This is a genomic window from Liquorilactobacillus sucicola DSM 21376 = JCM 15457, from assembly GCF_000612445.1.
GTDB lineage: Bacteria > Bacillota > Bacilli > Lactobacillales > Lactobacillaceae > Liquorilactobacillus > Liquorilactobacillus sucicola.
Window position 1 is genome coordinate 271,530 of sequence record NZ_BALC01000001.1, and the last position, 19,574, is coordinate 291,103.

General features: G+C 40.0%; 17 protein-coding genes and 1 pseudogene. 16 read left to right on the top strand and 2 right to left on the bottom strand.

Annotated elements, in window-relative coordinates:
- Positions 1-82: 82 nt before the first annotated feature.
- Both argR and recN read left to right on the top strand, forming a co-directional pair.
- On the top strand, positions 83-535 hold the full coding sequence (argR, locus tag JCM15457_RS01395) for an arginine repressor (protein ID WP_034987455.1): 453 nt from the start codon (positions 83-85) through the stop codon (positions 533-535).
- 64 nt (positions 536-599) lie between these two features.
- Positions 600-2,300, top strand: coding sequence for a DNA repair protein RecN (gene recN, locus JCM15457_RS01400; protein WP_034986801.1), 1,701 nt, complete (start codon positions 600-602; stop codon positions 2,298-2,300).
- A 61-nt stretch (positions 2,301-2,361) separates the two neighbouring features.
- Here the strand turns inward: recN and lexA are convergent, their stop codons facing one another.
- A complete protein-coding gene (gene lexA, locus JCM15457_RS01405; protein WP_034986803.1) occupies positions 2,362-2,985 on the bottom strand; it encodes a transcriptional repressor LexA in 624 nt (207 codons plus the stop codon).
- Positions 2,986-3,136: 151 nt separating this feature from the next.
- On the opposite strand from lexA, the gene JCM15457_RS01410 reads away from it, so the two are divergent.
- Positions 3,137-3,385, top strand: a complete 249-nt coding sequence (locus JCM15457_RS01410) for a DUF896 domain-containing protein (protein WP_034986805.1) — start codon at positions 3,137-3,139, stop codon at positions 3,383-3,385.
- Between the two features lie 87 nt (positions 3,386-3,472).
- Complete coding sequence (locus JCM15457_RS01415; RefSeq protein WP_034986807.1) at positions 3,473-3,700, top strand: YneF family protein; 228 nt, start codon at positions 3,473-3,475, stop codon at positions 3,698-3,700.
- Positions 3,701-3,729: 29 nt separating this feature from the next.
- On the opposite strand, the gene JCM15457_RS01420 is transcribed toward JCM15457_RS01415, so the two are convergent.
- Positions 3,730-4,359, bottom strand: coding sequence for a lysophospholipid acyltransferase family protein (locus JCM15457_RS01420; protein ID WP_034986808.1), 630 nt, complete (start codon positions 4,357-4,359; stop codon positions 3,730-3,732).
- 94 nt (positions 4,360-4,453) lie between these two features.
- Between JCM15457_RS01420 and JCM15457_RS01425 the strand changes: the two genes are divergently transcribed.
- From JCM15457_RS01425 to JCM15457_RS01480, 12 genes and pseudogenes are all read left to right on the top strand, one after another.
- A complete protein-coding gene (locus JCM15457_RS01425; protein WP_034986810.1) occupies positions 4,454-5,209 on the top strand; it encodes a tRNA1(Val) (adenine(37)-N6)-methyltransferase in 756 nt (251 codons plus the stop codon).
- The gene (locus JCM15457_RS01430) at positions 5,187-5,507 is read left to right on the top strand and encodes a GIY-YIG nuclease family protein (RefSeq protein WP_034986812.1); all 321 of its coding nucleotides are present in this window, start codon (positions 5,187-5,189) and stop codon (positions 5,505-5,507) included. Before JCM15457_RS01425 ends, JCM15457_RS01430 begins: the two co-directional genes overlap by 23 nt.
- 139 nt (positions 5,508-5,646) lie before the next feature.
- Positions 5,647-6,636, top strand: a complete 990-nt coding sequence (locus JCM15457_RS01435) for a D-2-hydroxyacid dehydrogenase (protein WP_034986814.1) — start codon at positions 5,647-5,649, stop codon at positions 6,634-6,636.
- A gap of 184 nt (positions 6,637-6,820) precedes the next feature.
- Positions 6,821-7,615 (top strand): 30S ribosomal protein S2, encoded by a 795-nt coding sequence (rpsB, locus tag JCM15457_RS01440; RefSeq protein ID WP_034986817.1) that lies wholly within the window; start codon positions 6,821-6,823, stop codon positions 7,613-7,615.
- Positions 7,616-7,705: 90 nt separating this feature from the next.
- Positions 7,706-8,584: a translation elongation factor Ts gene (gene tsf, locus JCM15457_RS01445; RefSeq protein WP_034986819.1), complete on the top strand. Its 879-nt coding sequence runs from the start codon at positions 7,706-7,708 to the stop codon at positions 8,582-8,584.
- A 272-nt stretch (positions 8,585-8,856) separates the two neighbouring features.
- A pseudogene (pyrH, locus tag JCM15457_RS01450) lies at positions 8,857-9,578 on the top strand (UMP kinase).
- A gap of 3 nt (positions 9,579-9,581) precedes the next feature.
- Positions 9,582-10,145, top strand: a complete 564-nt coding sequence (gene frr / locus JCM15457_RS01455) for a ribosome recycling factor (protein ID WP_034986821.1) — start codon at positions 9,582-9,584, stop codon at positions 10,143-10,145.
- Positions 10,146-10,330: 185 nt separating this feature from the next.
- Positions 10,331-11,110 (top strand): undecaprenyl pyrophosphate synthase, encoded by a 780-nt coding sequence (uppS, locus tag JCM15457_RS01460; RefSeq protein ID WP_034986823.1) that lies wholly within the window; start codon positions 10,331-10,333, stop codon positions 11,108-11,110.
- Positions 11,111-11,116: 6 nt separating this feature from the next.
- Positions 11,117-11,902, top strand: coding sequence for a phosphatidate cytidylyltransferase (locus JCM15457_RS01465; protein ID WP_034986825.1), 786 nt, complete (start codon positions 11,117-11,119; stop codon positions 11,900-11,902).
- Between the two features lie 37 nt (positions 11,903-11,939).
- Entirely contained in the window at positions 11,940-13,217 is a 1,278-nt protein-coding gene (gene rseP, locus JCM15457_RS01470) for an RIP metalloprotease RseP (protein WP_034986827.1), read from the top strand.
- Between the two features lie 56 nt (positions 13,218-13,273).
- Positions 13,274-14,992 carry a proline--tRNA ligase gene (locus JCM15457_RS01475; protein ID WP_034986830.1) on the top strand — a complete coding sequence of 573 codons (1,719 nt, stop codon included), beginning with the start codon at positions 13,274-13,276 and terminating at the stop codon, positions 14,990-14,992.
- A gap of 98 nt (positions 14,993-15,090) precedes the next feature.
- Complete coding sequence (locus JCM15457_RS01480; protein WP_034986833.1) at positions 15,091-19,434, top strand: PolC-type DNA polymerase III; 4,344 nt, start codon at positions 15,091-15,093, stop codon at positions 19,432-19,434.
- Positions 19,435-19,574 lie beyond the last annotated feature (140 nt).

The following is a 19,574-nucleotide window of genomic DNA, read 5'->3' on the forward strand; positions in this document are numbered from 1 at the left end:
TACAGTTATTCTTTAATATTTATGCAATATAGGCTATTATTAGAAATAAATGCGAATCTTATTATAGAGGTTGGTGACTGTGATGCGCAAGCAAGATAGACAAAAAGCAATAAAGACGCTAATACAACAAAATAGTATCGAGCGACAAGAGGATATTGTCAAGCTTTTGAGAGAACAGGGGATTGAGGTAACGCAGGCAACTATTTCTCGCGATATTAAAGAGATGCAACTGATTAAATTGCCATCACCTGAAGGAAATTATCACTACAGCATGCCGACTGAAAAAAAGATGGATGCCGAGAAGAAATTGCAGCATACACTGCATGACGCATATGTTTCTTCCAAAGTGCAGGGTGAGTTTTTCCTAATTAAAGTGTTGCCTGGAAATGGCCCGGCAGTAGCTAGCTTGATAGATCAGCTTAAACTGGAACAGATTTTTGGAACTATCGGAGATGATGACACTGTGCTGGTGATATCAACATCAACGGAGAAAACACTCGAAACACAGAAATTACTGTTGGATATGACGGAGTAAGGACTTTTTAAAATCAAATGATTATGATTGTTATCCAGTTGGAGATAATCAAAGGGATGGTTCAATGTTACAGGAACTTACAATTAGAGATTTCGCGATTATTGAAAAAATGGACATCGATTTTCAACCAGGGATGACCGTTTTAACAGGTGAAACTGGTGCCGGCAAATCAATTGTTATTGATGCACTGGGACTTTTAGCTGGGGGACGCGGATCGCAAGAGTTTATTCGCAAGGGAGCAAATAAATCAATGCTGCAAGGTTTGTTTACACTTACTCCAGATCACAAGTTGGATGCGATGCTGAATGAACTAGGTATTGAGCATGAAGAGGATGGATTAATCTTACAGCGCGACCTCTATCGCAGCGGACGGAGTGTCTGTCGGGTAAATGGTATTCTTGTTAACTTAGCGGTGCTCAGGCAAATTGGTGAAAAACTAATTGATATTCATGGGCAAAATGAACATCAGGAACTGATGAAAGCAGACCGGCACATCGTTCTTTTAGACGAGTACATTCCCTCTTTTGGTTCATTGAAGAAGCGCTACTTGGAGGCTTTTAAAGAATACAATTCTTTAAAAAATGCATTAAAAAAACGTGAGGCCAATGAAAAGGAATGGGCTCAAAGATTGGATATGCTTAAGTTTCAGGTTAATGAGATCGATGAAGCACATCTAAAAAACGGTGAAGAGGAAAAGCTAAGTACTGAAAAAAATAAATTAGAGAATTACCAAACTATTCGCAGTGCACTGATGAAAAGTTATCAGCTTTTATCCGGTGAAACGACGGACACATTAGGTCAAATCGGAGGAGCGATGGAGGAACTTAATAATATCGCATCTTATTCGGATAAATTGCAGACAATCAGTGAAGGATTTGCTGATGCTTTTTATGCACTGCAGGATGCTGCCCATGAGATTTCTGGGGAGCTTGATATGATGGAATGGGATGAAGATCGCTTAAACGCAATTGTCCAGCGACTTGAGCTTATTCATCAATTGGAACACAAATATGGTGATTCGATCAGTCAGATTATTAATTATCAGCAAAAAATCAGCAAGGAATTAGCTGAGATGCAAAAAACAGAGGATAATGGAGAACAGCAAAAAGCTGCGGTTCAACAAGCGTTAAGTAAAGCCAAATTGCTTGCAAACGAACTATCTGTTAAACGGCACAAAGCCGCTAAGAAGCTGCAAAAAGATGTTCATCAGCAGTTAAAAGAACTTTTTATGGACAAAGCGTTGTTTGAAGTTAAATTCAAACGGATAAAAACAGAACTCGGACAAAACGGGATAGATGAGGTTGAATTCTATATTCAGACTAACCCTGGTGAAGCAATGGGACCATTAGCAAAAATTGCCTCAGGTGGTGAGTTATCCCGAATAATGCTTGCTTTGAAGACGATTTTTGCGCAAACGCAAGGTGTGACCAGCATTATTTTTGATGAAGTAGATACAGGTGTCAGCGGACGTGTTGCGCAAGCAATAGCTGAAAAAATAAGTCAGATTGCGGCCCACTCGCAGGTGTTGTGTATTACCCATCTTCCACAGGTAGCGGCCATCAGTGATCAACATTACTTTCTCGCCAAGCATACTGTGAAGGGCAGGACCGAAACATCCATCCAAAAGCTTAATACGTCAGCACGTGTAGACGAATTGGCACGCATGTTGGCAGGAACAACAATTACCAAGCTGACACTAGAACATGCGCAGGAATTATTACAGATGTCCGCGGAACTGAAGACTAAACGAATAAATGGTAGATAAAAAAACTAGAACTACACGCGTGTCGCCATTGCAGTTCTAGTTTTTTGTTATAAAAATTTGGTTAGATAAAATTACGGTACAGACCGATAACTTTGCCGAGAATTAAGACCGAATCTAAAATGATCGGAGCCATTGTGTCATTTTCAGGCTGCAATCGAATGTGGTCATCTTCCTTGAAGAAACGCTTGCATGTTGCTTCGTTTTCTTCAGTCATTGCGATTACAATCTCACCATTATCAGCAGAGCGTTGTTTTCTGACAATCACTTTGTCGCCATTTAAGATGCCAGCATTTATCATGCTTTTCCCACGAATTGTCAGCATGAAGAGATCTGCGGCAGATTCAATATTCGGTGGTAATGGAAAATATTCGGTAGCCTCCTCAACAGCAAGGATCGGAGCTCCTGCAGTTACGGTTCCTAAAACGGGTATTGAATCTGCATGCTCTTCAATACCGAGTGCTTCTAAACCAGCTGCAGTCAGTTCAATAGCCCGCGGCTTAGTTGGATCTTTTTGGAGAAGACCTTTCTTCTCCAGCCGTGCAAGGTGCCCGTGGACTGTTGAAGTTGAAGAAAGATCTACTGCTTGGCAGATTTCACGAACTGTCGGCGGATATCCTTTCTCATTGACTCGTTCATGTATGAAACGCAGAACGGCCATTTGCCTTTTTTCAGAAGCCTTTGTCATTTATGACACCTCAATTACTAATTTAATAGTTAAATTTTAGCACAAAAAGCCAGTGTTTACAAACAAATGTTCGTATTAATTATTTGAACAACACTGCTTTTTCTTGTATGATAAGTTTTGATTGATTTGAATATGGCTAGGAGTGAATGTAATGACGAAAAAGATCCCGCAAAAGTTGATTGATCGAATTAATGAATTAGCTAAAAAGAAAAAGGAGAGTGGCCTTTCGCCAGCAGAGTTAGAAGAACAGAAAAGTCTGCGTGAAACTTACCTGTCTCTATTTCGTGAAACTTTTAGAAGCAACATTGAAATGATGCAAGTTTTTGACAAAAAAGGTAACGAAGTAACGCCTGAAAAGGTTAAAAAGATCCAGCGTAAAAAAGGACTGCGTGATGATTAGTTTGTTTTATTTAAGATATATCCTTTATTTTTGGGGAGCAGTTGTGTAAAATTGAAGAGTGAAGTGACTTGAAGGGAGCAATTGTTGATGTCAACAACGATCTGGGTTCTTATTGCAGTTCTTGCATTGATCGTAGGGTTTGCTGGCGGCTTTTTTGCAGCGCGCAAGTATATGGAAAATTACTTGAAAAATAATCCTCCAATCGACGAGAATATGTTAAAAACAATGATGTTGCAAATGGGTCAAAAACCATCAGAGAAAAAGCTGCATCAGATGATGAATGCAATGAAGGCACAAAACAAGAAAAAGAAATAAAAAAGAAGCTCCGTTGCGGAGCTCCTTTTTTATTTCTTCAAAGCTTTTGGGTCCACATACTTGTATGTTGGATCAATTTCTTGGTCTAATTCATCAAAGACATTGTGCAAATTTTTGAGAATTTTCTGTTGCTCTTCGTCATTTAGTCTCTTTTTGCGATCAATGTATATTGGTTCGCCAAAAGAAATCGTTACGCGTTTTCGTAATAAAAGTCGTTTGAATGTTGGCGGACCCTGGTAGACTGCTGGGACAAGCGGAACTCCCGCTAGTTTAGCAATAAGAAGTGCGCCTCCTTTTAATTTTTGCGAATGGCGTGTGCCTGAAGGAAACATGATCAACGAAAGATCTCGTTTCCTGAGCCATTTAACAGGGGTCTTAACTGCGGACGGCCCAGGGTTCTTGCGGTCCACAGGAAAGGCGTTGGCGTGTACCAAAATAAAGCGCAAAATGGGATTTTTGAAAAGTTCTGATTTTGCCATAAAGGAAAACTTTTTAGGTGAGGCGGCAAGCGCAAAATAAATCATATCAAACCAGGCGCGATGGGGGCCAACTAGGATATAATTACCAGACGGAAGTTTTTCTTTGTTCCGATAATGAGCATTACCATTAACTAAAAAAAGAAAAAAACGTGCAATAACACGAACAAATGAATAGAACATCACGGTGACATTCCTTTCTGAATTAGAATATTTCAGTGATTAGTATTGCATATGTTTTGAGTTAGTTGCAAGTCCAAATAAGGTTGGGGAAAAAATGTGTTTAAATAAAAATGAAAGAATTGATATGCTGTACTCAAACGACATTAAAATAATCCAAAGTCCAGAAGTTTTTTCCTTTTCACTGGATGCTGTTTTGCTAGCAAATTTTGTGCAGCCGATTAAGAAAAAAAGTGGAAAAATAGTGGACCTTTGTGCGGGCAATGGTGCAGTCGGTCTTTTTTTAAGTTCTAAAACACAAGCACAAATAGTTGAAGTTGAGATTCAAGAACGTTTGGCTGACATGGCCCAACGAAGTATAGAGTTAAATCGACTCGGTAATCAGATGGATGTTTTGAACATTGATTTGGCGAATGCGTATGAGTATCTACAAAAGGATTCGTTCGACACAGTGACATGCAACCCGCCATACTTTGCTAATTTAAATGACAGCAAAAAAAATGGAAATCCTTATTTTGCGATCGCACGACATGAGATTACGGTCAATCTGAAAAAAATCATCGAAATTACAAGCGGCTTGTTGAAGATGAATGGGAAAGCTTATTTTGTTCATCGCCCAGAGCGTTCTTTAGAGCTGCTGACACTTCTTCAAAATAATAGATTAGCTCCCAAAAGAGTTCAATTGGTGTATCCTAAAAGAAAACGTGAAGCCAATATGATTTTGGTAGAAGCTATAAAAGACGGCCACCAGCAAGGAATTCGATTTTTACCGCCAATAACGGTTTTTAAGGATGATGACCAGTATGGGCCGTTTGTACAGGAGATTTTATATGGCGGGAAAAAGGCAAAATAAAAAATATTATTTTTATGTTCTCTTATGCGCAGATGGCAGCCTGTATGGAGGGTTTACCACGGATCTTAACAAAAGACTCACTGCACATAATAGCGGTCATGGAGCAAAGTACACGCGCGTAAAAAGTCGTCGACCAGTTCAAATGATCCATTACGAGGTATTTGAGGAAAAAGGACAGGCTTTGCAAGCTGAATACGCTTTTAAGCATCAGCCGCGTGCGAAAAAAATAGCTTATCTTAATCGCTGTGGTGTGGCAGACCTTATTCCAGAACACTTGACGAGGCACGAAAAAGGATGAAAAGGGCAGCAAGCTTAAATTTTAAAAGAATACGAAGTTCGTGGTACAATTAAGACCGTGCGGTTGCCGTTAAATTCAATTTAGCGTGCCAGTGCATCGCCGTATATAGAGACATTACTTATATAATTGGAGGTTCACAATGAAGTTTATTGCATTTAACGTTCGTGAGGATGAGTTAAAGTATTTTGAGGCTTGGAAAAAGAAAAATGGTGTTCAAGTTGATGTGGTAAAAGAAGCGCTCAGTACTGAATCCTTAAGCAAGGTTGCAGGTTACGATGGTGTTCTTGCGTTACAGACAGGTACTTTTCCGAAGGAAATGTTTGCCAAATTAAACGAAAAGGGAGTCACAGTTTTCTCTATCCGCAATGTTGGTGTTGATAACCTTGATTTGGATGAAGCAAAGAAGAATGCAATCAAAGTTACCAATGTGCCAGCTTATTCACCAAATGCAATCGCCGAATTTTCGGTTACACAGCTGTTGCAGCTTTTACGCAACACAACTGTTTTCAGACGCAAGGTTGCGGAACATGACTTTCGCTGGGCACCTTACGTGGGAAAAGAATTGCGCTCATTGACTGTTGGTGTTGTCGGAACTGGTCGGATCGGGCGCGCAGCAATTGATATTTATCGCGGCTTTGGCGCAAAAGTTATTGCGTATGATGTTTATCCTAATCCTGCTTTGAAAGAGGAAGGAATATATGTTTCATCATATGATGAATTATTTGAACAGGCTGATGTGATCACACTGCATATGCCAGCCACACCGGAAGATCATCATCTTATAAATGCTGAAACGATTTCTAAGATGAAAAAGGGCGTCTACATTGTCAATACAGCACGCGGCTCATTGATTAATACGGCTGATTTGGTGACTGCGCTAAAAAATGGTCATGTTGCTGGAGCTGCATTGGACACTTATGAGAATGAAAGCCCATTGTTTAATCATGATTTACGTAACCAAGACTTGAAGGACAGCACTTTTAGCGAGCTGCTCAAGCTTGACAACGCACTTGTTACGCCGCATGTGGCCTTTTATACTGAAACAGCGGTTAAAAATATGGTTTATATTGCTTTAAATAGTGCGAAAGCTGTGTGTGAGACGGGAACTGCTGACACTTTAGTTGTCTAAATTAGTCAAGCGGGCTTATTCTTGCATTAAAATGTTGCTTTTTAAACAATAATAAGGTAGAATATTCAAGGTTGCTATGTGAGCAACAAATCACACTCCATGAGATGGTAAGAAGGGTGCTCAGAACGAGTCTTCTGCCAGATGAACATGGAGGAGGAAAAAACAATATCGGAGGTAACAAGTTATGGCAGTAATTACCATGAAACAATTGCTCGAAGCAGGTGTTCATTTTGGACATCAAACACGTCGTTGGAATCCTAAGATGAAGAAATATATCTTCACGGAACGTAATGGAATCTACATTATCGATTTGCAAAAAACAGTTAAGCTGATTGATAGTGCTTATAACTTCGTGAAGGATGCTGCAGAAGATGATGGCGTTATTTTGTTTGTAGGAACAAAAAAACAAGCTCAGGATGCAATTGAAGAAGAAGCAAAGCGCGCAGGCCAATATTTCGTTAACCATCGTTGGTTAGGCGGAACCTTGACTAACTGGGATACGATCCAAAAACGGATCAAACGTTTGAAGGAAATCAAGGCAATGGCTGAAGATGGCACGTTTGATGTCTTACCCAAGAAAGAAGTTGCTTTGTTGATCAAACAAAGAGAACGTCTTGAAAAATTCCTTGGTGGTATTGAAGATATGCCGCGCATTCCGGATGTACTGTTCATTGTTGATCCTCGCAAAGAAAGAATTGCTGTTAAGGAAGCACGTAAACTTAACATTCCGATCGTTGCGATGGTTGATACAAATGCTGACCCAGATGAAATTGATGTTAAGATTCCATCGAATGATGATGCTATTCGTGCCGTTCGCTTGATCACTTCTAAGATGGCAGACGCAGTTATCGAAGCTCATCAGGGTGAAGATCAAGAAAAAATCACAGAAAAGTCATTTGGTGAAACTGAAAAAACTGATTCAATTGAAGACATCGTAGAAGCTGTTGAAGGCAAAAACGATACTAAAGATGCTGAATAGTTAAAACATAGGCTGTCTCAAACGTTAGGCACGTTAAGGGCCTTAGGGTTTGGGACAGTTTTTATTAAAAAATTTAAGGAGGCCATTGATATGGCAAAGATTTCTGCTTCTCAGGTTAAAGAACTACGTGACAAAACAGGCGTTGGAATGATGGCTGCAAAAAAAGCTCTTGTTGCTGTGGATGGAGATATGTCCAAAGCAGTTGATCACCTGCGTGAAAAGGGAATTGCTAAGGCTGCCAAGAAAAGCGATCGCGTCGCTGCTGAAGGTTTGGCTGATGTTGAAGTTGTTGGGAATACAGCCGCAATCGTTGAGGTTAATGCGGAAACAGACTTTGTTGCACAGAATGCACAGTTCAAAGAATTGGTTAAGAAGATTGCAAATGTAATTGCAAAGGAAAAACCTGCAAATGTTGAAGATGCTTTGAAGGTGAAAACGGCTAACGGAACTGTCAATGATGAAATCATTGAAGCAACACAGGTTATCGGTGAAAAGATTACTTTGCGTCGCTTTGCTCTTGCTGAAAAAGATGACAGCCAAAACTTCGGTGCTTATCTCCATATGGGTGGTAAGATAGCTACGCTTGTAGTGCTTGATGGTGCAGATGAAGCAACTGCCAAAGATGTTGCAATGCATGTAGCTGCTATCAATCCAAAATATGTCAACCGTGATCAAGTACCTGCTGCAGAATTGAATCACGAAAAAGAAGTTCTGACACAGGAAGCTTTAAATGAAGGTAAACCAGAGAAGATTGTTGAAAAAATGGTTGCAGGACGTTTAAACAAATTTTTGGCTGAAATCAGCTTAGATGATCAGGAATTTGTTAAAGATCCAGATCAAACTGTCGGTAAGTATGTTTCTTCTAAAAAGGGTAAAGTTCGCTCATTTGTTCGCTATGAAGTTGGCGAAGGAATTGAAAAGAAAGAAGACAACTTTGTTGACGAAGTAATGAGTCAAATTAAAGATTAATTTAAACTTTTAACGTCTTAAACTGTAGTGTTGTTTTTTAATAATGTGTAACATAGGATGGTTTAGAGCGTTGTAAATAGAAGCTGAGTCGAAATTAAGAAATTCGACTCAGCTTTTTTATACGCTCTTGTGGTTGGAAACAAACCATCATAGAAGAGAGAATGGTAAAATATATTTTTATGATATTCAAGTCAATAAAAGTATGTTAAAATAAATAAGAATGTGTTCGTAGAATATTGATTGAAATTTAACAGTGAATGAGGAGGGCCATAATGGCAAACGTTAAGTATAAACGTGTGGTATTGAAATTAAGTGGTGAGGCGTTAGCGGGTGATTTAGGCACCGGAATCAACCCTCCAGAAATTCGAAAAGTTGCGGAAGAGATCAAAGAAGTACATAATTTGGGTGTTCAGATTACAATCGTTGTCGGAGGTGGCAACATGTGGCGGGGCGAGTCTGGAGCCAGATGGGTATGGAACGTTCCCAAGCTGATTATATTGGAATGCTTGCAACGGTTATGAATGCCTTAGCTTTGCAAGATAACTTGGAGTCAATCGGTGTTCCAACTCGAGTTCAGACTTCAATTGAAATGCGGCAAATTGCGGAACCCTACATTCGCCGCAAGGCTATTCGTCATTTGGAAAAGGGGCGGATCGTTATTTTTGCAGGCGGAACTGGTTCACCATACTTTTCAACGGATACGACTGCTGCTTTACGTGCATCTGAAGTTAATGCCGACGTTATTTTGATGGCTAAAAATGGTGTGGACGGAATTTATTCTGCGGACCCGCTAAAAGATTCGAATGCAGTAAAATATGAAAAGTTGACCCATTTGGATATTATTAAAAAAGGACTGCAGGTTATGGATACAACTGCATCCTCTCTGTCAATGGACAATGATATTCCACTTGTTGTATTCAATATGAACAAGAGCGGGAATATTAAGCGTGTTGTGGAAGGCGAGACGATCGGAACAACAGTGAAAGGAAAATAATATATGCAAATCAATGACCCGATAATCAAACAAGCAAAAGAAAAAATGACTAAAGCAGAAGAAGCTTTTCAACGCGAATTGGGCAATGTTCGGGCTGGGCGCGCTAATGCTAGTCTGTTAAATCGAATTAATGTCGATTATTATGGTGTGTCGACACCGTTGAATCAGATTGCACAAATTTCAGTTCCTGAGGCACGTGTATTGTTGGTTACTCCGTATGATAAGTCCTCTTTAAAAGATATTGAGCATGCAATTTTGGCTTCCGATTTAGGAATTTCTCCTGCAAATGATGGCTCCGCTATTCGATTGGTAATTCCGCAATTAACTGAAGAGAGACGTAAAGAGCTCGCGAAGGAGGTTAAGGCACAAGCTGAGAATGCTAAGGTTGCAGTTAGGAATATACGTCGCGATATGATGGATGAACTGAAAAAAGCTGAAAAAAAGGGTGATCTTACTGAGGATGATCTCCATACCTTAGAAGAACAGGCACAGAAAGTAACGGATAATTCAGTCAAGAATGTTGAAACGATACAGGCTGAAAAAGAAAAAGAAATTCTTGATGTTTAAAGCAAACAGCCATCTGTCAAGGGTGGTCATGGACAACGGGTAGCATTGCTGGATCTTTTGATTGGTTGAATCAACGGAATCATTTTTAAGATTTCTTTGTTGATTATAACAATTGGCGGTCTGTCTTTGCCCCGTTGTTCATTTTTTGCTAAAATGTGTTTTGACTTTTAATTGGGGGTGTATTTTTGTTCTCGAAATTAATTAAAAATAATTCTCGTCCAGAAGATGAGCAAGAAGAACTTGACTTGAATAGGATTCCCGCTCATATTGCTATTATTATGGACGGAAACGGACGCTGGGCGCAAAAACGGCACCTACCTCGTGTTGCCGGACATAAAACGGCTTTGGAAACTGTTAAGGAAGTTACGAGAGAGGCAAGCAGACTAGGAGTCAAGGTTCTGACGCTGTACACTTTCTCAACTGAAAACTGGAAGAGACCTCAAAAAGAAGTCGATTTCCTAATGGGCTTGCCGGTGACTTTCTTTGATACTTTTGTTCCAGAACTGATTGAAAAGAACATCCGAGTGAATGCAATTGGTTACCTTGAGGAGCTTCCTGCTAAAACAAAGGACGCAGTTGCACGTGCTATTAAACAGACTGCTGCAAATGATGGAATGATTCTGAACTTCGCGATTAATTATGGTGGCCGAGCAGAGATAAATACTATGGTCAGAGAGATTGCCAGACAGGTCAAAACTGGTCAAATAGATGTTGATGATATTGACAATGATAAGATAGCGGAAACGCTTATGACTAATTCATTAAAACCTTACAATGATCCAGACCTGTTGATCAGGACAAGCGGTGAATTAAGATTATCTAATTTTTTGTTATGGCAAATAGCATACAGTGAATTTGTGTTTTCGGACGTTTTATGGCCGGACTATACTGCAGCAACATTAAGAGAAAACATTTACGAATATCAGAGCCGTGATCGGCGCTTCGGTGGTTTAAAGAAGGGGTAGTTTAGAATGAAACAACGTGTAGTAACAGCTGTTGTAGCTTTATTGATTTTTATCCCACTGGTTATTTATGGGAGAATTCCGTTCGAAATATTATGTGTGTTGTTAGGGCTGATTGGTCTATCTGAAATATATATAATGCGAAAAAAGCTGCTGGTATCGCCTGAAGCAACTATAGGCTTTTTAGCGGCACTAATGATTATCGTGCCAGAAAAATGGCTGGCTTTCTTGCCAAATTCTGAGTGGCGTTTTAGTGCTTTTTATTTCTTTGTGCTACTATACCTGTTGTATACAGTGGTAACACGTAATCGTTTTTCATTCGACGATGCAGGTGTTTTAGTTTTGGGGGTTCTATATACTTCTGTCGGTTTTCATTATCTGATCACAGCACGTCAAGCAGGGCTAGATGTCCTTTTTCTGATTTTGTTCACTGTTTGGGCAACTGACAGCGGAGCTTATATGGTTGGCCGCAGATTTGGTAAGAATAAACTTGCTCCCCATATCAGTCCAAACAAAACATGGGAAGGCACTATCGGCGGATCAGTGATTGCTTTGATAATTGGAGGGGTATATACGTACTTTTTCCCACAGGTATATAATTGGGGTACGATGCTGCTGGTAATACTTTTGGCTTCTGTTGTTGGTCAACTGGGTGATCTTGTTGAATCTGCATTAAAACGGTACTATGGTGTTAAAGACTCAGGTCGGATTCTGCCGGGACATGGTGGAATTCTTGATCGCTTTGATTCGCTGCTTTTCGTATTACCAGTCATGCACTTTGTCGGATTAATTTGACGATTTGACTTTTTGCTCATAATGAAAGGAATATTGTATGATTACAACTATCATCACTTTTATTATTATATTTGGAATTCTTGTACTTGTGCATGAATTTGGCCATTTTTATTTTGCTAAAAGGGCAAATATACTTGTCCGCGAGTTTTCGATTGGGATGGGCCCTAAGATTTTTTCCTACCATAAGAACGCAACAACTTATACGATTCGGATACTCCCTTTAGGCGGTTATGTCAGAATGGCTGGTCTAGAAGATGATGACGACTCCTTAAAAGCAGGAAAAATCGTCACACTGATTCTGGATAGCCAAGGAAAAGTTGATAAAATCAATACAAGCCAAAAGAAAATGCTTTTAAATGGAATTCCGTTGCAAGTAGTGAAGTGGGATCTGGAAAAAGAATTGTGGATTGAAGGGTATGAAAATGGCGATGAGGATAAGTATCATCGTTATACGGTTGCACATGATGCCTCTGTTATTGAAGAAGATGGAACAGAGGTCAGAATTGCTCCATTAGATGTCCAATTTCAATCTGCCAAGTTGTACCAAAGAATGCTGACTAATTTTGCGGGACCGCTTAACAATTTTATCTTAGCGATTGTTGCGTTTACCCTCGTAGCTGTAATGCAAGGAGGAGTTCTTAGTTCAACCAACGGAATCGGGAAAATTGTAGATGGTTCAGCTGCCGATAGAGCTGGCTTGAAAGTGAATGATAAAATTGTCGCAGTCAATAATAAAAAAACCGCTACTTGGGAAGAACTAGTTGCTCAGATTAGTAAGCAAGGTGGCAAAAAGACGGACCTGTTGATAGAAAGAGACGGAAAAAAGCATAAAGTTGAGCTGACACCGAAATCAAGGGAAAGTAACGGTCAAAAGATTGGACAAATCGGTATTGAATCGAAGATGAATAAGAACAGCTCCCCATTGGCGATAATCACCTATGGTTTTACTGAAACATGGGGAATGATTGTGGCAATTTTCAGTGCGCTGGTCGGAATGTTTACTAAAGGGTTCAGTTTGAATGACCTTGGCGGTCCTGTTGCGATGTATTCATATACCTCACAAGCAGCAAAATATGGTGTTGTCAATGTTATTCGCCTGCTGGCTTTTCTCTCAGTCAATTTGGGTGTTGTTAATTTATTACCAATACCAGCGTTGGATGGTGGAAAACTGTTACTGAATGTTGTTGAAGGTATCAGGCGCAAGCCAATTTCACCTGAGAAGGAAGGAATCATTACTTTAATTGGATTTGGTTTCTTGATGTTGTTGATGGTGCTTGTTACATGGAATGATATCCAGCGTTATTTCTTCAATTAAATTTGTAAGGAATACAACTAAGTTATCAGTGCTAGATTAAAAAGGAGATTTTTTGTATGAAACAGTCAAAAATATTGATTCCGACGATCAAAGAGGTGCCAAGTGACGCCGAAGCAGTCAGTCATAAGATGATGCTGCGAGCAGGCTATGTCAAACAAATTACTGCGGGGATGTATGCTTACTTGCCATTGGCACACAAAGTGCTGCGCAAAATCGAGCAGATAATCCGTGAAGAAATGGACAAGATCGATGGAGTAGAGATGCTGGTTCCGGCCATTATTCCTGCAGAGCTTTGGAAAGAATCTGGGCGTTACGACACTTATGGACCAACAATGTTTAAATTAAAAGATCGTCATAAACGTGATTTTATCATGGGACCCACACACGAAGAAACCTTTACTTCAATATTACGGGATGCTGTTAAATCATATAAAAAACTACCTTTGACGCTTTATCAGATTCAAATGAAATATCGTGATGAAAATCGCCCACGTTTCGGTTTGCTGCGTGGACGCGAATTCTTAATGTTTGATGCTTATTCATTTCATGCTGATCAAGGGAGTTTGGACAAAGTATATCATCAATTTGAGATAGCTTATCAAAATATCTTCGAGCGTTGTGGCCTGGACTTTAGAGGCATTATTGGAGATGCTGGAGCAATGGGTGGACGTGATTCAAAGGAATTCATGGCGATTGCGGACATTGGCGAAGACACTGTTGTCTACTCGGATCAGAGTGATTATGCGGCCAACCTTGAGATGGCGACAAATGAAAGGAATGTTCAGAGCAAGCATGAGTCCTTGCTTAATTTAGAAAAAGTTTCGACTAAAACAGCAAAAACGATTGAAGAAGTTGCGGAACTGCTTGATGTTGAGCGAAGCAAGATAATCAAGACTCTGCTTGTTATTGCTGATGAGAAACCAGTTGCAGTCTTGCTGCGCGGAACAGATGAGCTTAATGAAGTTAAACTCAAAAACTATTTGAATGCAAATGTAATGCGTATGGCAAGTGATGCAGAAGCCAAGCAATATCTTGGTGCAGATTTTGGGGCATTAGGTCCGGTCGGGATCAGCTCCGAGATTCAAGTTTTGGCTGATTTAGATATCAGGGAAATGGATAACAGTGTCGTTGGAGCTAACGAAGATGGTTACCATCTACTAAATGCTAATGCACAACGTGATTTTGAAGTTAATGACTATCTTGACTTACGACTTGTTAAGGAAGGAGAAACAGCTCCTGACGGAAAGGGAAAGCTGCGTTTTACGCGAGGAATTGAGATTGGACATATTTTCAAACTTGGTACTCGCTATTCCGAAACACTTGGTGCCAACGTGTTGGATGAAAATGGGCGGCAGAAACCTGTTATTATGGGTAGCTATGGCATTGGAATCTCACGCTTGCTCTCGGCAATCGTTGAACAGCATTGTGACGAAAATGGAATTATTTGGCCACAGAGCATTGCACCGTTCGATGTGCATGTTATTCCGGTAAATTCTAAGAACAAGGAGCAAACGTCCTTGGCAGAAGAAGTTGCGGCTCTTTTAGAGGATGCTGGCTATAATGTTCTGATGGATGATCGCAAAGCTAGAGCCGGTGTCAAGTTTGCTGATTCAGATTTAATGGGCCTGCCTGTAAGAATCACGATTGGCAAGAAGGCTGAAGAAGGAATTGTTGAGATCAAACTCAGAAAAAATGGCGAAACATTGGAAGTTAGGAAAGATGAATTACTTAATTCCGTTACCATCTTACTGAGCGAAGAGAAAAAAGCTCAATAATCTGCCAACCAGCGGCTAATTTAATAATAACAATTAGGCTGGAATAAATGATGAATTTGTTCCAGCTTTTTATGAATTGTAAAGGAAGGATAATCACTTTGGAACTTGATAAACAATCGTTGTTCCGTAAATTACTTGAGCAAATCAAGTGGGAACCTTCTCCAGAACAGGAAGAAACTTTAGCTGGAACAGAGATAAAAAAAGTTGAAGTCCATCGAAAATCCCAAAAATGGGGTTTTGTGATTCAAACAAACGATGTCTGGCCTTTTTCAACCTTCTTGGAGTTCTGGCAGCATCTTAAAGTAGGCTTCAAGGAGATTGCAGAAACTGATATTATTATTAAAACTGTTTCACCACATCTAAGTGATAAAAATCTTGGAGAGTACTGGGAATGGGTCGTGAAAAATTGTGAAATAAAATCATCCCTTGTCCAAGAACTGTGCAACAGCAATGTTCCATATCTTGATGGTAATCGTGTGATGTTTATTGCTGATAACGAAGTTGTTAAGAATTTTTTGACAACGCAGGCTTTAGGTCCAATTGAACAGGAGTACCAAAAACTTGGATTTCCTAGTTTCTCCATTCAAACTTTGATTGATGCATCGAAATCACAAAAAAAGATCAATGAGTTCAAAGAAAGAAAGGCCAAATCGGATGCCGAACTTGCTCAGAAGGCGGTTGAGGCAATTAAGAAACAGAACAAACAAAAGAAAGAAAACAAAGATGCACTGCCTGTTATCGAAGGACCAGTTATGTTGGGTAAAAAGATTGATAACAGAGAACAGCCGCAGCAAATGGTCGACATCACTGAAGAAGAAAGATCAGTCATCGTCCAAGGATATATTTTTGACAAGGAGGTTCGCAAACTGCGTTCGTCGCGTGAATTGTTGATCATCAAAATAACTGATTACAGTTCATCGATCGTTGTTAAGAAATTCTCGCGGACAGATGAAGACGAAGCATGTTTCAATGCGATTCAAGAAGGACAATGGGTCAAAGTTCGAGGAAGCGTGCAAGAAGACAACTTTATGCATGATCTTGTTATCAATGCATATGATATCAATCAGATCCCGCACAGTTCACGACAAGATACAGCGCCGCAAAATGAGAAAAGGGCAGAACTTCATCTTCACACAAACATGAGTATGATGGATGCAACGAATAGTATTACAAGTTATGTTGAACAGGCAGCTAAATGGGGTCAAAAGGCAATTGCAGTAACGGATCATAGCACATTACAAGCTTTTCCAGAAGCACATATAGCTGGTCAGAAGAATAATATCAAGATTCTGTACGGAGTTGAGGCGAATGTGGTAGATGACGGCACTCCGATCGGATATAATAGTGCACACATCCCGCTAAGAGATGCTACTTATGTTGTTTTTGATACCGAAACTACGGGGCTGTCTGCACGTTATGATAAAGTGATTGAATTATCAGCCGTGAAAATGAATAAAGGAAATGTAATTGCTCAGTTTGAAGAATTCATCGATCCAGGACATCCTCTTTCACAAACAACGATCAATTTGACAAGTATTACGGATGATATGGTTCGTGGTTCTAAGAGTGAAGCAGAAGTTTTTAAGCTTTTTCAGGATTTTTGCAAGGATTGTATTATTGTTGGACATAACGCGACCTTTGATGTTGACTTCATGAATACTGGTTATGCACGGCATGACCTGCCGCTTATCACGGAACCATGGATCGACACACTGACTTTAGCACGTCTGCTATACCCACAGTTGAAAAGTTTTCGGTTGAATAAACTGACAAAAATGCTAAATGTTAACTTGGAACATCATCATCGTGCTATTTACGATGCGGAAGCGACAGGACATATTTATTTTGCAATGTTGAAAGAAGCTGAAGAAAAGTATCATATAGAGTATCATGACCAGTTGAACGATTATGTGGGTGAAAGTGCGGCGTATAAACATGAACATCCATTTCATGCGACCATTCTTGCCGTAACACAAGCTGGGTTAAAAAATCTTTTTAAATTAGCATCTTTATCAATGGTCAAATATTTTTACCGTATCCCGCGTATTCCGCGTTCAGAGTTAACTAAGTACCGTGAGGGTCTAATCATCGGGTCCGCGTGTTCCAGTGGTGAGGTTTTTACTGCAATGATGCAAAAGGGCTATAGTGAAGCTAAAGAAAAAGCGATGTTTTACGATTATCTTGAAATACAACCTAAACCATTGTATGCGCCTTTACTAGAACAGGAACTAGTCAAAGATTCACAGAATTTGGAAGAGATCATCAAAAACATGGTAGATTTAGGTAAAGAATTGAAAAAGCCGGTGGTTGCAACCGGAGATGTTCATTTTATGAATAAGGAAGATGCAATTTATCGCAAGATTCTGATTCACTCGCAGGGTGGAGCGAATCCGCTTAACCGGATCAAACAATTACCTGATGCTCATTTCAGAACAACCGATGAAATGCTGGCGGAGTTTTCCTTTTTAGGAGAAGAAGACGCAAAAAAAGTTGTTGTTACTGACCCTAACGCTGTAGTAGATATGGCGGATGAGATTACGCCAGTCAAGGATAAGCTATATACACCCAAGATGGATGGAGCGGAAGACCAGATCAAAGAGTTGACGATGGACAAGGCCCATGAGCTTTATGGCGATGAACTGCCAGAGATCGTACAAAAACGTTTAGACAAAGAACTCAAGAGTGTTATTGGAAATGGCTTTTCAGTTATATATCTAATTGCACAAAAGCTGGTGTTTAAGTCAAATAAAGATGGATATTTAGTTGGTTCGCGTGGTTCTGTCGGGTCAAGTCTGGTTGCTACAATGGCTGGAATTACTGAAGTAAATCCGCTCCCGCCGCATTACCGCTGTCCCAAGTGCAAATGGAGTCATTTTTATGAAAAAGGCGAATACGGTTCTGGATACGACTTACCTGAAAAAAAATGTCCTGAATGCAAAACAGAATTGGTGAAGGATGGTCATGATATCCCATTTGAAACCTTCCTTGGTTTTTATGGTAACAAAGTACCAGATATTGATTTGAACTTTTCGGGTGATTACCAGCCAATCGCGCATAATTATACGAAGGTCTTATTTGGAGAAAAGAATGTTTACCGTGCCGGAACAATCGGAACCGTTGCCGATAAAACAGCTTATGGGTATGTCAAAGCATATGAACGTGATACGGAACAGACACTCAGGAATGCAGAAATCGATCGTTTGGCGAAGGGTGCGACCGGAGTCAAGCGAACAACTGGGCAGCATCCTGCGGGGATTATCGTTGTACCTGATTACATGGATATTTATGATTTCACGCCAATCCAGTATCCGGCTGATGATTTATCCGCTGCATGGCAAACGACTCACTTTGATTTCCATTCAATCCACGATAATATTCTTAAACTAGATATTCTAGGTCATGATGATCCGACTATGATTAGAATGCTGCAAGATCTTTCTGGAATTGATCCTAAGACTATCCCTCCAACTGATCCTGGCATCATGCAGCTTTTCTCGGGCACTGAGATTTTAAATGTGACACCTGAACAGATCAACTCTAATACTGGAACGCTAGGTATTCCAGAATTTGGCACGCGCTTCGTGCGGGGAATGTTGGAAGAAACCGAACCTAAAACATTTTCTGAGTTGTTGAAGATTTCAGGATTGTCTCATGGGACTGATGTTTGGTTGGGAAATGCCGAGGAACTGATTAAAAATGGAACAGTTACAATGCCTGAGGTTATTGGTTGTCGTGATGATATTATGATGGATTTGATTCACATGGGTGTTGAAGCTGATCGTGCTTTCAAAATAATGGAGCATGTGCGAAAAGGCCGTGGAATACCGGACGATTGGCAAAAGGAAATGCGTGAGGCTAAGGTTCCTGAATGGTATATTGAGGCTTGTTTGAAGATCAAATACATGTTCCCTAAAGCTCATGCAGCAGCTTATGTCATGATGGCTCTGCGCATCGCCTACTTCAAAGTCTATTTTCCACTTCTTTATTACTCTGCATATTTCAGTGTTCGTGCGGATGATTTTGACTTGATAGCAATGTCACGTGGAAAAGATGGCGTTAAGGCTGCTATGAAGGAAATTACTGACAAGGGAATGGATGCCTCGACCAAAGAAAAAAATCTCTTGACAGTGCTGGAACTGGCCAATGAAATGCTGGAACGCGGTTTTAATTTTCAGATGGTCAACATTAAAAAATCTGAAGTTTCAACTTGGAAAATCGAGGGGAATAGTTTAATTGCACCGTTTGACGCTGTCCCAGGACTGGGAACTAATGTTGCCAAACAGGTCGTGGCAGCGCGGGAAGAGAAGCCGTTCTTGTCGAAAGAAGATCTTGCTAAAAGAGGAAAAGTTTCTAAAACATTAATTGATTTTATGACTGAAAACCATGTTTTAGATGATTTACCAGATGAGAATCAATTAAGCTTGTTTGATTCGATGTTCTAGTACTTCTTAAAAAGCGGACTTTTTCAGTAACCAGAGTTGTTTAAACAGTGTTTTTATGTTAATATTGAGGATGTAATTAGATAACTCGTTAAGAGTGAGCAGTGATGCTCGCTCTTTTTATTGCAACTACTGAAGTGAAT